Origin of the sequence: Streptomyces sp. NPDC056628 (assembly GCF_042792555.1) — a bacterium.
In the GTDB taxonomy this organism is placed as follows: Bacteria; Actinomycetota; Actinomycetes; order Streptomycetales; family Streptomycetaceae; genus Streptomyces.
Genome location: NZ_JBHTWG010000007.1, coordinates 153,439 through 166,211, shown reverse-complemented (window position 1 = coordinate 166,211; position 12,773 = coordinate 153,439). Strand labels below are relative to the sequence as shown.

Here is a 12,773-nt window from a genome sequence, read left to right as displayed (position 1 = left end):
ATGGGTGCGCGACCGTCGATTCCGAAGTGTGGCCGACGTCTCGCGCGCGGGGGCGGCGGTCAGGCGTCCGTGGGCACCGAGCGCGGGTCGAAACCGTAGGGAAGCTCCAGCCGGTGGGCGCTCATCAGCGCGTCGTCGGCGAGGAGTTCACGGGTCGGGCCGTCCGCCGCGATCACGCCCTCGCTCAGGATCAGCGACCGCGGGCACAGCTCCAGCGCGTACGGCAGGTCGTGGGTGACCATGAGGACGGTGACGTCCAGCGAGCGCAGGATGTCGGCCAGTTCACGGCGGGAGGCCGGGTCGAGGTTGGAGGACGGCTCGTCCAGGACGAGGAGCTCCGGTTCCATCGCGAGCACGGTGGCGACCGCGACCCGGCGCCGCTGCCCGAACGACAGGTGGTGCGGCGGGCGGTCCTTGAACTCCGCCATGCCGACCCGCTCCAGCGCCCGGTCCACGCGCGCCTCCAGCTCGGGCCCCTTGAGCCCGGCCGCGGCCGGCCCGAACGCCACGTCCTCGCGGACCGTCGGCATGAACAGCTGGTCGTCCGGGTCCTGGAACACGATGCCGACCCGGCGCCGGATCTCCGCCATGTGCTCCCGGCCCACGGGCAGTCCGGCGACCCGCACCGTGCCGGTGCCGCCGCTCAGGATGCCGTTGAGGTGCAGGACGAGGGTCGTCTTGCCGGCGCCGTTCGGGCCGAGCAGCGCGACCCGTTCGCCGCGCTCGACGGAGAAGTCCACGCCGAACAGGGCCTGGTGCCCGTCGGGGTAGGCGAAGGCGAGGCCGGAGACCTCGAGGGAAGCGGTCACAGGGTCCATCCCAGCAGACAGACGACGAGGGCGGAAAGCGGCAGCGTCAGGGCGTACGTCCACTGCGCCCGGGACGCGGTGACCTCGTCGATCACCGGCATCGTCCCGGCGTACCCGCGGCTGACCATGGCCAGGTGCACCCGCTCCCCGCGCTCGTAGGAGCGGATGAACAGGGCGCCCGCGGACTTGGCGAGCACGCCCCAGTGCCGTACGCCCCTCGCCTCGAAGCCGCGGGACTCGCGGGCGATGCGCATCCGCCGCATCTCGTCGGCGATGACGTCGCCGTAGCGGACCATGAAGGACGCGATCTGCACGAGCAGCGGCGGGAGCTTCAGCCGTTGCAGGCCGAGCAGCAGCTCGCGCAGCTCGGTGGTGGAGGCGAGCAGCACCGAGGCGGCGACGCCGAGGGTGCCCTTGGCCAGCACGTTCCAGGCGCCCCACAGGCCGCCGACGCTCAGCGACAGGCCCAGCACCTCGACGCGCTCGCCCTCCGCCACGAACGGCATGAGCACGGCGAACGCGACGAACGGCACCTCGATCAGCAGCCGCTTCAGCAGGAACCGGGCGGGCACGCGGGCGGTGTGCGCGACGACGGCGAGCAGGACCGCGTACAGGCCGAACGCCCACATCGCCTCCCGCGGTGTGGAGACCACGACGACCACGAACGCGAACGTCGCGGCCAGCTTGGTGTGCGGCGGCAGACCGTGCACGGGCGAGTGCCCGTGCCGGTAGAGCCGGTGCGCGTGCCCCGTCCCCATGTCAGGCGCCGCTCGTGCTCGCGGGGGAGACGTCGGCGGGTCCGGCCGTACGGCGGCGGCGCACGGCCCAGAAGACCGCGCTGCCCGCGACGACGGTGACCCCGACGCCGATCACGCCCGCGAGGCCGCCGGACAGCCGGGCGTCGGTGACGTCCTTGACGCCGTAGTCGGCGAGGGGGGAGTCGGCGACGGCGTGGTCCTCGGTCTTCTTGTCGATGCCGTGGTCGGCGGCGACCTTCTCCAGTCCGTCGGGGCTGGCGGAGGCGTAGAAGCTGACGAACCCGGCGAGGACCAGGGAGGTGACCAGGCCCACGGCCCACACCTTGCGCGGGGAGCGCGCGGCGGCGACCGGGGCGGGCTCGCCGGCGGGCGCGTCGACGAGTTCGCCGTTCACCCGCAGCCTCAGCCGCTGCCGCAGGTCGCGGGCGCCGTACACCAGGTCGGGGCGTACGGCGACGACGGCGCCGACGGTCAGCGCGGTGATCGTGGCCTCGCCGAGGCCGATCAGGACGTGCACGCCGACCATGGCGCCGGCGACCTTGCCGAGGGAGACGTCGGTGGTGCCGCCGACCGCGTACATCAGGGTGAAGGCGAGGGCCGCCGCCGGGACGGACAGCAGGGCGGCGGTGAAGGAGGCGACGGTGATGGAGCGGCGGCCGCGGGGGAGCACCTTCACCAGGAGCCGGAAGACGGCGTAGGCGACGACGGTCGTCACGATCGCCATGGTGGTGATGTTCACGCCGAGCGCGGTCAGGCCGCCGTCGGCGAACAGGATGCCCTGCATGAGCAGGACCACCGACACGCACAGCACGCCTGTATAGGGCCCGACGAGGATCGCCGCGAGGGCGCCGCCGAGCAGATGGCCGCTGGTGCCCGCCGCCACGGGGAAGTTGAGCATCTGGACGGCGAAGATGAACGCGGCGACCAGCCCGGCCAGCGGGGCGGTGCGTTCGTCGAGCTCGCGCCGGGCACCGCGCAGGCTCACGGCGACGGCGGCCGCGGCGACCACTCCGGTCACGGCGGAGGTGGGGGCGTCTATGAATCCGTCAGGTACGTGCACCGTTCGATGATAGTGGCTTAATGCGAATGAGTTGCAAGAGCGAGGGGCTGTTCATTGCGTCCGCCTCGGTCGTGGGACGGCCTCCGCATGATTCCGCACACATCTGAGCCCGATCCGGCTACGACGAGCGGAATCGGGAAGATGTGCCACATTGGAGAAGGAGCGGAGGCACGGCCTTCGCACAGGTCACGCGTCATGTCACGCGGGTTAGGGGCCGTCCGATGTCCGTAGTCGAGCAGTACGCACGAGCCCACGTCGTCACCGACGCGGACATCCTGGCCTCGGAACAGGACGCGGTCCCCGTGGTCCTGCGCTACGACCCCGACACCGACCCGCGCGTCGTCCACATCCGGCTGCCCGGAGGCGACACCCACGACTGGACGTGCTCACGCACCCTGCTGGAGCAGGGGCTGCGCGCCCCCGCCGGGAGCGGCGAGATACGGGTGTGGCCCTGCGGCCGGGTGCAGTCCGTGGTCGAGTTCCACTCCCCGCAGGGTGTCTCGGTCGTCCAGTTCGAGACGAAGGCGCTGATGCGGTTCCTGCGGCGGACCTATCTGGCCGCCGCGGAACCCGTGCGCGGCTGAGCCTCAGCCACCGGCCTTCAGCAGGGCCGCCACGATCGGGCCGGCCGTCGAACCGCCGTGCCCGGCCGCTTGGGCCACACCCGCCGCCGCCAGGTCGCCGCGGTAGGCGGTGAACCAGCCGTTGGGCTTCTTCTGCCCGTCGACCTCGGCCGAACCGGTCTTCGCGCCGACGTCGCCGCCGACGCCCGCCATCGCCTCGGCCGCCGTGCCGTAGTGCGCCGTGTACGCCATCAGCTCGCGCAGCTGCGCGAGCGTGGACGCGGACATCGCGCGGGACGCCTTCGCCAGCGACCGGCCGTCCACCTCCGGGGAGACCAGGTAGGGCTGCTTGAAGGTGCCCTCCTTCACGGTCGCCGACACCGACGCCATGTTCAGCGGGTTCATCCGCACGCCGCCCTGCCCGATCAACTCGGCCGCCATCTGCGCCTGGGACTGCACCGGGACGGCACCGTCGAAGGTGGGCACGCCCACCGACCAGTTGTTGAGAGAGAGGCCGAAGACCTGCTGGGCCTGCTGGGTGAGACTGTCGTCGTCCAGCTTCGGCGCCTGGCTGATGAAGGCTGTGTTGCAGGACCGGGCGAAGCTCGCCTTGAACGTCCCGCCCTTGATCTCGAACTTGTCGTCGTTCTGGAACTTCCAGTGCCCGTAGGTGAAGTACTTCGGGCAGGGGTGCTGCTTGTCCGCGGACGCCAGGCCCTTCTCGATCAGCAGCGAGGAGGTGACGACCTTCATCGTGGAGCCGGGGGCCAGCGACCCCTGGAACGCGGTGTTGAAGCCGTGCGAGGAGTTCGCCACCGCGAGGATCTCGCCGGTGGAGGGGCGCAGCACGACCACCGACGCCTTCTCCTTGGCGGCGACCTGCTGCTCGGCGAGCGCCTGGAGCGCCGGGCTCAGCGTCGTCTTCACCATGCCGGGCGTGCCCTCGCTCAGCTCCACCAGCGTCCTGTCGGACAGCTCCGCCTTCCGGGACTCCTTGCCCCGGACCACCTGGAGCTCGACGCCCGCCGTGCCGCCGGCCTTCTCGCCGTACTTCTCGCGCAGTCCGTCCAGGACCGAGCCCAGCGACGGGTAGGTCTTCTCGGTCAGCTCGCCGCCGTCGCGGTCGAGTGCCCTCACCGGCGGGGTGCCGGACGCGTCGGTGACGAGCCGGTCGCCGTCCTTCAGCTCCGGGTGGACGACCGCCGCGTGCCACCGGACCAGCGGCCTGCCGTCCTCGGCCCGCCGGACGACGGTGAGGGCGCTGTCGTACGTCAGGGGCTTGCTGATGCCCTTGTAGGTGACGGTGCCCTTCACCGAGAAGGGGACCTTGTCGCCGGTGCGGGGACCCGGCGTGAGGGTGACGTCCTTGATGTGGGCGTCCTTGGAGTAGCCGGTGAGCAGGGCCTTCGCGGCGGCGCCGTCGTCCGTGGCGGCGGCCGCCTCGGCCACCTCGCCCTTCTGCCAGGCGGTGAGGAACGCCTCGGCGGCCGTGGTGACCTCCTTGCCGGACAGCGGGCCGGACCTGACCTTCTTCGCCCGCTGCTCGGCGGAGGCCGACTGCGAGTCGGCCGCGGCTCCACCGCCGTACAGGGCGTAGACGCCGAACCCGGCGCCACCGATGACGACGGCGATCATCCCGCCGAGCACGGCGGGATTGGTCTTCCGCCGCTCGGCGACGCGCTTTCTTGTGCCCACTGCTTTCCGTTCCCTCGCGAATCCCAGGGGTCCCCAGTGCCCCGCTGCCCTCACGCACAACGACGACAGCCTAGAGTCCCCGGGCGCCGAGGGTGAGGTCAGCCGGCCGCTCGTAGCACGGCTGCGACAATCGGACCGGCCGCGTCTCCGCCGTGCCCGCCCTGCTGGACCAGCGCGGACGCCGCCACGTCGTTGCGGAACGCCGCGAACCAGCTGTCCGAGGTGGCCTCCCCGTCGACCTCGGCCGAACCGGTCTTCGCGCCGATGTCGCCGCCCAGCCCGCGCATCGCCGGCGCGCCGGTGCCCTGCGTCGCGGTCAGCCGCATCATCTGCCGGATCTGGTTCGCGGTGCCCGGCCGCAGTCCGGAGGCGGTCGCGAAGTCGCGGTCGTCGAGCGTGCGCGGCACCAGGTACGGCTGCCGGAAGGTGCCGGTGATCGCGGTCGCCGTCACCGACGCCATGGTCAGCGGGTTCATCTGGACCGTGCCCTGCCCGATCGCGTTGGCCGCGCGGTCCGGGCCGCCGGAGGCGGGGACGCTGCCGTCGAAGGAGCTGATGCCGGTCCGCCAGTCACGGCCGATCCCGAACCGCTGCTCGGCCTCCGTCGCCAGGGAGGAGTCGGTGACCCCGTCGCGGCCGACGAGCTTGATGAAGGCCGTGTTGCAGGACCGGGTGAAGGCGGCCGAAAGGGTGGCGCCGGGCCCCTCGTCCGGCTTCATGCCCTTCAGGTTCTTGAAGGTCTGGCTCTGCCAGACCGCCGTGTCCGGGCAGGGTGCCGGGCCGTTCATCGTGGCCAGGCCGTTGTCGATGAGCATGGCCGAGGTGAGGATCTTCATCGTGGAACCGGGGGCGACCTGCCCCTGGAACGCGGCGTCGAAGGCGTCCTCACGGTGGTTGGCCACGGCCAGCACCTCACCGGTGTTCGGCTTGAGGGCCACCACCGAGGACTGCCCGTACTGCTTCACCGCCTTCTCGGCCGCCGCCTGGGCGCCCGCGCTGAGCGTGGTGCGCAGCGTGCCGGGTCTGCCCTTGGAGAGGGTCAGCAGCGAGGTGTCCGGGGCCTCGGTGACGGTGTGCCGGATCGACAGCTCCACACCGGGCTCGCCGCCCGCCTTGTCGCCGTAGCGGGACCGCAGGGTGTCCAGGACCGGGCCGAGCGAGGGGTACTTCTCCTTCGTCAGCGCGGTGCCGTTCCGGTCGACGGCCTCGATGGGCGGGCTCGCGGCCTCGCCGGTGACCAGGGTGTCGCCCTTGCGCAGCTCCGGGTGGAGCACGGACGGCTGCCAGTCGACCAGCGCCCGTCCTGTGCTGACCCCGCGCACCACGGTGAGCCGGCTCTCGTAGCGCAGCGGCTCGGACTTCCCGCCGTACGACACCTTGGCGTCGACGGTGAACGGCACGGTGGTGCCCTTCGCCTTCCCCGGCGTGATCTTCACATCGGTGATGTGCGCGGCCTCGGTGTAGGCGTTGAGCAGGACGCCGGCGGCCGCGTCGTTGTCGGTCCGGGCGGCGGCCTGCTCGACCCGGCCCTTCTCCCAGGCGGCGAAGAACGCCTCGGTGGTCTCCGCCACCTCGTCCGCGTCCGGCGGCCCGGACCGCGCCGCCCCCCCGGCGCCGGTGGCCCCGCCCCCGTCCAGCGCGGACACGATGTTGTAGGCGCCGTACCCGGCCCCGCCCACTATCAGGGCGAACACCCCGCCCACGACCGCGACCTTGACCCCCTTGGCCATGATCCCCTCCCCGTTCCGTCCTCCGCACTGTAAGTGGCGTGGGGGAGAACTGTGAGGGGAGTTTTCTTTTGTGACCGAACGTCTGGGGGAAGACGCGGGAGGACACCATCGCGGCCGGCGAAAACCCGCTCTCCGCGCACCCCGATACCCGGCCCCGCTGCCCGCACCCCGGGTGCTCGCAAGCCCGGGGCGACGAACCGGCGGCCGCACCCTGCTAGGGCGTGTTTCGAAAGTCCCGTCTGGTCCGCGACGCCTGGCACGGCGCCTCGCCGCGTTGTCGGGATCGTCCGCGTACGCCCAGTACGCGGACGACCCTCCGCCTTGCGATGCACCGCGCCAGACGCCGCGGACCCCGCCCTTCGGGCGGACGACGCTACTTTCGAAACACGCCCTAGCTCGTGCGCCCAGCTACACCCACGTGTCCAGCCACATCCGGGACCGCCACTCGTCGAGCGGGATCGACTGGCCCGTGTGCAGCGGCCAGAAGTAGATGAAGTTCCAGGCGATCAGGAGGAACAGGACGCCCGCGGCCGTCGCGCCGATCACGCGGCGGGTGTCGCCGGAGCGGGGTGGGCCGATGATCGCGCCCAGGAGCATCGCCACGGCCAGGCACAGGAAGGGGAGGAAGACGATGGCGTAGAAGAAGAAGATGGTGCGTTCCTGGTAGAGGAACCAGGGGAGGTACCCGGCCGCGACGCCGCAGGCGATGGCGCCGGCCCGCCAGTCGCGGCGCAGCAGCCAGCGCCACAGGACGTACAGGAGGGCCGCGGCCGCCACCCACCACAGGACCGGGGTGCCGATCGCCAGGACCTCGCGTGCGCACTTGCCGCCCGCGTCGGAGGGGCAGCCGTCAGCGCCGGGCAGCGGGGACTCGTAGAAGAACGACACCGGACGGCCGTCGACGATCCAGCTCCACGGGTTGGACTGGTAGGTGTGCGGCGAGGACAGGCCCACGTGGAAGTCGTACACCTGGCGCTCGTAGTGCCACAGGCTCAGCCACCAGTCGGGGAGCAGCCAGGACCAGTCGCTGGTGCGTCCGTCGGCGGTCGCCCAGTCGCGGTAGTAGCCGCCCTTGCCGTTCGCCGGGGAGAGGATCCAGCCCGTCCAGGACACGAGGTAGGTGACGATCGCCACCGGCACCGTCGCCAGGAAGGCCGGCCCCAGGTCGTGCCGGGCCACGGCCCGGTACGGGCGCCGGGCGCCGGCGACCCGGCGTGCGCCGACGTCCCACAGCACCGTCATCAGGCCGAACGCGGCCAGAACCCACAGGCCGCTCCACTTGGTGCCGAGGGCCAGGCCCAGCATCAGGCCCGCCAGCCAGCGGTAGGGGCGCAGGCCGAGGCGGAGGGTCTCGGCGATGTGCGCGTCCGGGCGGGCCCGCCCGGAGGCGTCCACCGGCAGCGCGGCGGCCAGTCTCGCGCGCGCCCGGTCCCGGTCGATGATCAGGCAGCCGAAGGCCCCCAGCACGAAGAACATCAGCACCCCGTCCAGCAGCGAGGTGCGGGCCATCACGAAGGCCAGTCCGTCCACGGCCATCAGCGCGCCCGCGACGCAGCCGAGGAACGTGGAGCGGAAGATGCGGCGGCCGATGCGGCACAGCATCAGCACCGAGAGCGTGCCGAGCAGCGCCGTCATGAAGCGCCAGCCGAACGGGTTGAAGCCGAACATCAGCTCGCCCAGCCCGATGACGTACTTGCCCACCGGCGGGTGCACGACGTACGCCGCGTCCGTCGGGATCGGCACGTGGTCGCCCAGCTCCAGGACCGACTTGTTGGCGTTCTTGTCCCAGCTGACCTCGAAGCCGCGGTGGATCAGCGCCCAGGCGTCCTTGGCGTAGTACGTCTCGTCGAATATCACCGCCTTCGGGCTGCCCAGGTGCCAGAAGCGCAGCACGCCGGCGAGCAGCGTCACCAGCAGCGGACCGCCCCACGCGGACCAGCGCGTGATCCGGGCGGCGAGCGGGCCCGAGACGCCGAGGAACTGCCACATCCTCGGGCTGGGCGCCACGTACGGCGGCACGAGCCGGTCGCGTACGTCGCCGCCGGGCGCGGCGGAGTAGCCGAATCGGCGCAGCCGCTGCTGCCACGAGGGCCGCTGCTCGTGCGATGCCTGGTCCTGCCGGGTGTCCGTGGAGGACGCGGTACTGGTCACCGCGCCATCGTAGGGAACACGTCTGTGACAGTCGCGCGGATGCGCCCTGCGAGACTGGAAACGTGACAGGAACCCTTGTACTGGCAGGCACCCCCATCGGCGACGTCCAGGACGCGCCGCCCCGGCTCGCGGAGGAACTGGCCGGCGCGGACGTGGTCGCCGCCGAGGACACCCGGCGCCTGAAGCGCCTCACCCAGGCGCTCGGCGTGCAGCCCTCGGGGCGGGTCGTGTCGTACTTCGAGGGCAACGAGTCGGCGCGCACCCCCGAGCTGGTCGAGGCGCTGCTGGAGGGCTCGCGGGTGCTGCTGGTGACCGACGCGGGCATGCCGTCCGTGTCGGACCCGGGGTACCGGCTGGTCGCGGCGGCGGTGGAGAAGGATATCCGGGTCACCGCCGTGCCGGGCCCGTCCGCCGTGCTGACCGCGCTCGCCCTGTCCGGGCTGCCCGTGGACCGGTTCTGCTTCGAGGGGTTCCTGCCGCGCAAGGCGGGGGAGCGGCGCTCGCGCCTGGCCGAGGTCGAGCGGGAGCGGCGCACCCTCGTCTACTTCGAGGCCCCGCACCGGCTCGACGACACCCTCGCCGCAATGGCCGAGGTGTTCGGTCCCGAACGGCGGGCCGCCGTGTGCCGGGAGCTGACGAAGACGTACGAGGAGGTCAGGCGCGGCGGGCTCGGGGAGCTCGCGGCGTGGGCCGCCGAGGGCGTGCGCGGGGAGATCACCGTCGTCGTCGAGGGGGCCCCGGATAAGGGTGCCGAGGAGACCGACGCGGCGGAGCTCGTGCGCCGGGTCCGGATCCGCGAGGAGGCGGGGGAGCGGCGCAAGGAGGCGATCGCGGCGGTGGCCGCCGAGGCCGGGGTGCCCAAGCGGGAGGTCTTCGACGCCGTCGTGGCGGCCAAGAACGCGGGGGCGTGAAGGTGGTGTGAGCAGGGCGTATGCCCGGATGAGCGGGCGCCCCATGCCGGGGTAAAGCGACTCGGGCGTTTCGGCAAGGAACGGCCAATTCGCCGCCAACACTGGACAGATTCCGTGCGCTCGCCGCCGCCGGCGAGTCCACTGAGTCGTGGGGCGCCGACCGTCCCAGCCCAGCGGACCACAGGAGCCGGCATGAGTGAGAGCACACAGCAGGTCCCGGACCTTCACGGCACCGCGACCGCGGTCGTCCACGAGTCGTACTCGTTCGCGTGCATGCGCTGCGGGCACGGCTGGGAGCAGTCGTACGAGATAGAGCACCACCGCGACGCGGACGGCCACGAGTTCGTCCGGTACGTGGCCGACGGCCGCGTCGTGCCGTCGCCGCTGAGCCGGCCCGCCTGCCACAACTGCGACGGGCACGTGGTGCGCATCATGCGCGCCGGGCAGGTGTCCTCCGTGCAGAACTCCCTGCACGGCTCCCGCCCCGTCCCCGCGCAGGCCCCGGCCGTGCCCGCGCCGGCGGGCGAGGTCCCGCACCACTGGCAGCTCTCCGACCTCCTGCACGTCTTCCACCGCAAGGCCGGCTGACCCGCCGCCCGGCCGGGCGGGCAGGCCCCTTCCGTAGGATCGGGGCATGTCTTCGAACGCCGCCGACAAGCACGCCGCCCCACCCGCGCCGGAACCGCTGCGGGTGCCGGTCGCCGACTCGCACACCCACCTCGACATGCAGTCCGGCAGCGTGGAGGACGCCCTGGCGAAGGCCGCCTCGGTCGGGGTGACCACCGTCGTGCAGGTGGGCTGCGACGTACGCGGCTCGCGGTGGGCGGCCGAGACGGCGGCGGCGCACGACGCCGTGCACGCCACCGTCGCCCTGCACCCCAACGAGGCCCCCCGCATCGTGCACGGCGACCCCGACGGCTGGTCCCGGCAGGGGGCGCGCGAGGCCGGGGGCGCGGCGGCGCTCGACGAGGCGCTCGCGGAGATCGACCGTCTCGCCGCGCTCCCCCAGGTCAAGGGAGTCGGCGAGACCGGCCTCGACCACTTCCGCACCGGCCCCGAGGGCATCCGGGCGCAGGAGGCGTCCTTCCGCGCCCACATCGAGATCGCCAAGCGGCACGGCAAGACCCTCGTCATCCACGACCGCGACGCCCACGACGACGTCCTGCGCATCCTCAAGGAGGAGGGCGCCCCCGAGCGGACCGTCTTCCACTGCTACTCCGGCGACGCCGAGATGGCCCGGGTGTGCGCCCGCGCCGGCTACTACATGTCCTTCGCCGGCAACGTCACCTTCAAGAACGCCCAGAACCTGCGGAACGCCGTCGCGGTGGCCCCGCCGGAGCTGCTCCTGGTGGAGACCGACGCGCCCTTCCTCACCCCGGCCCCGTACCGCGGACGGCCCAACGCGCCGTATCTCATTCCGATCACGGTCCGGGCCATGGCCGAGGTGCGCGGCATCGACGAGGACACGCTGGCCGCGGCCCTGGGATCGAACACCGCACAGGCCTTCTCCTACCCGCGCTGACACCCGCACGACGGCCCTCCCGGCTCCCAACGCCCGTAAAAATTACGGTGCGTAGCCGCGTCGCCTTGGTGACCGCCCGGCGCTCCGCTAGGTTCTGGTGGCCCTGAACGGACCCCTCCGCTGGAGCGTCGTGGTGAGCAACGCGCAGTTCGAGACGTATGGACCGAGCCCGTCCCCGTACCCCCCGGGGTACGGCGGCTTCGACCCGTACACCGCTCCCACGGTGCCCTACGGCACGCCGGCCGCCTTCGAGACGTACACGGAACGTCACGACACCGGGTACGGGGGCGGCGGCGCGTCCGAGGCGTACACGGACACCTACCGCCCGGCGTACGAGGTGGCCGAAGGGGCGTACACGCCCGGCGCGGACCACCGGACCGGGCGGCGGGCCGCGCACCGCCGGCGTGGCCGGACCGTCGAGCGGGTCGAGGGCCCCATGCGCCGGCTGGTCCCGCAGGCCCTCGTCGTCGCGTTCCTGGCGGGCGGCACCAGTGCCTTCGTCGCGAGCGACAAGGCGGTCGAGCTGACCGTCGACGGCACCCCGCGCACCCTGCACACCTTCGCCGACGACGTCACCGAGCTCCTCGCCGACCAGGGCGTCGAGGTCGGCGCCCACGACGTGGTGGACCCGCCCGCCGGATCGGCGCTGCGGAGCGGCGACGAGATCTCGGTGCGCCACGGGCGCCCCCTGCGGCTCACCCTCGACGGCCGCCGCCGCGAGGTGTGGACGACCGCCCGCACCGTGGAGGCCGCGCTGCGGGAGCTCGGGGTGCGCACCGAGGGCGCGTACGTGTCGGTGCCGCGCTCACGGCGCATCGGACGCGCGGGGCTCACCCTGGACGTGCGCACCGAACGCGCCGTGACGGTCCTCGCGGACGGCCGGGCCCGCACCGTCCGCACCAACGCCGCGACCGTCGGCGAGGTCGTCGAGCAGGCCGGCATCACCCTGCGCGGGGACGACACCACCTCGGCGCGGGCCGGGGACTTCCCGCGCGACGGGCAGGCGGTGACCGTGCTGCGGATCACCGGCGGCCGGGAGATCCGCGACGAGGTCATCCCCTTCGACGTACGGCGCGTCGAGGACCCGGCGGTGTTCCGGGGCACCGAGGTCGTCGAGCAGCCGGGACGGGCGGGCCTGCGCCGCATCACGTACACGCTGCGCACCGTCAACGGGGTGCGGCAGAAGCCGCGGCGCACCGGCACCGAGCTGGTGCGCCGGCCGCAGACCCAGATCGTCAAGGTCGGCACGAAGCCCCTGCCGACGTCGACCAACTCCACGGGACGGCTGGACTGGGAGGGACTCGCGGCCTGCGAGTCGGGCGGCCGCCCCGACGCCGTCGACTCCTCGGGGACGTACGGCGGCCTGTACCAGTTCGACACCGAGACCTGGCAGAACCTCGGCGGCCGGGGCCGCCCCCAGGACGCCCCGCCCGCGGAACAGACGATGCGGGCCAAGAAGCTGTACGTCCGCCAGGGCACCAGCCCCTGGCCGCACTGCGGGCAGCGCCTGCACGGGTGAGACGGGCGCCCGGCCAGCTCCGGCGATCCGGCCCGGTGGCGCCCCGTACCCTTGT

11 protein-coding genes are annotated in these 12,773 nt (G+C 72.7%); 5 read left to right on the top strand and 6 right to left on the bottom strand.

What is annotated here, in order from left to right:
• Window positions 1-59 precede the first annotated feature (59 nt).
• From ACFRAC_RS12675 to ACFRAC_RS12665, 3 genes are read right to left on the bottom strand one after another with little or no spacing between them, the layout of a single operon-like run.
• On the bottom strand, window positions 60-818 hold the full coding sequence (locus ACFRAC_RS12675; RefSeq protein ID WP_382923890.1) for an energy-coupling factor ABC transporter ATP-binding protein: 759 nt from the start codon (window positions 816-818) through the stop codon (window positions 60-62).
• On the bottom strand, window positions 806-1,567 hold the full coding sequence (gene cbiQ / locus ACFRAC_RS12670; RefSeq protein ID WP_382923889.1) for a cobalt ECF transporter T component CbiQ: 762 nt from the start codon (window positions 1,565-1,567) through the stop codon (window positions 806-808). Before cbiQ ends, ACFRAC_RS12675 begins: the two co-directional genes overlap by 13 nt.
• A 1-nt stretch (window position 1,568) precedes the next feature.
• Window positions 1,569-2,627, bottom strand: a complete 1,059-nt coding sequence (locus ACFRAC_RS12665) for an energy-coupling factor ABC transporter permease (protein ID WP_382923888.1) — start codon at window positions 2,625-2,627, stop codon at window positions 1,569-1,571.
• A gap of 221 nt (window positions 2,628-2,848) precedes the next feature.
• On the opposite strand from ACFRAC_RS12665, the gene ACFRAC_RS12660 reads away from it, so the two are divergent.
• Window positions 2,849-3,211, top strand: a complete 363-nt coding sequence (locus ACFRAC_RS12660) for an SsgA family sporulation/cell division regulator (RefSeq protein WP_382923887.1) — start codon at window positions 2,849-2,851, stop codon at window positions 3,209-3,211.
• A 3-nt stretch (window positions 3,212-3,214) separates the two neighbouring features.
• On the opposite strand, the gene ACFRAC_RS12655 is transcribed toward ACFRAC_RS12660, so the two are convergent.
• From ACFRAC_RS12655 to ACFRAC_RS12645, 3 genes are all read right to left on the bottom strand, one after another.
• Window positions 3,215-4,885, bottom strand: coding sequence for a penicillin-binding transpeptidase domain-containing protein (locus ACFRAC_RS12655; protein WP_382923886.1), 1,671 nt, complete (start codon window positions 4,883-4,885; stop codon window positions 3,215-3,217).
• 98 nt (window positions 4,886-4,983) lie between these two features.
• Window positions 4,984-6,615, bottom strand: coding sequence for a penicillin-binding transpeptidase domain-containing protein (locus tag ACFRAC_RS12650; RefSeq protein ID WP_382923885.1), 1,632 nt, complete (start codon window positions 6,613-6,615; stop codon window positions 4,984-4,986).
• 408 nt (window positions 6,616-7,023) lie between these two features.
• Window positions 7,024-8,766, bottom strand: coding sequence for a dolichyl-phosphate-mannose--protein mannosyltransferase (locus tag ACFRAC_RS12645; RefSeq protein ID WP_382923884.1), 1,743 nt, complete (start codon window positions 8,764-8,766; stop codon window positions 7,024-7,026).
• 62 nt (window positions 8,767-8,828) lie between these two features.
• On the opposite strand from ACFRAC_RS12645, the gene rsmI reads away from it, so the two are divergent.
• From rsmI to ACFRAC_RS12625, 4 genes are all read left to right on the top strand, one after another.
• The gene (gene rsmI, locus ACFRAC_RS12640) at window positions 8,829-9,677 is read left to right on the top strand and encodes a 16S rRNA (cytidine(1402)-2'-O)-methyltransferase (protein ID WP_382923883.1); all 849 of its coding nucleotides are present in this window, start codon (window positions 8,829-8,831) and stop codon (window positions 9,675-9,677) included.
• Between the two features lie 192 nt (window positions 9,678-9,869).
• On the top strand, window positions 9,870-10,265 hold the full coding sequence (locus ACFRAC_RS12635; protein WP_382923882.1) for a hypothetical protein: 396 nt from the start codon (window positions 9,870-9,872) through the stop codon (window positions 10,263-10,265).
• Window positions 10,266-10,311: 46 nt separating this feature from the next.
• Window positions 10,312-11,199, top strand: a complete 888-nt coding sequence (locus ACFRAC_RS12630) for a TatD family hydrolase (protein WP_382923881.1) — start codon at window positions 10,312-10,314, stop codon at window positions 11,197-11,199.
• Window positions 11,200-11,332: 133 nt separating this feature from the next.
• Window positions 11,333-12,718: a ubiquitin-like domain-containing protein gene (locus tag ACFRAC_RS12625; protein WP_382923880.1), complete on the top strand. Its 1,386-nt coding sequence runs from the start codon at window positions 11,333-11,335 to the stop codon at window positions 12,716-12,718.
• The last annotated feature ends 55 nt before the right edge of the window (window positions 12,719-12,773 follow it).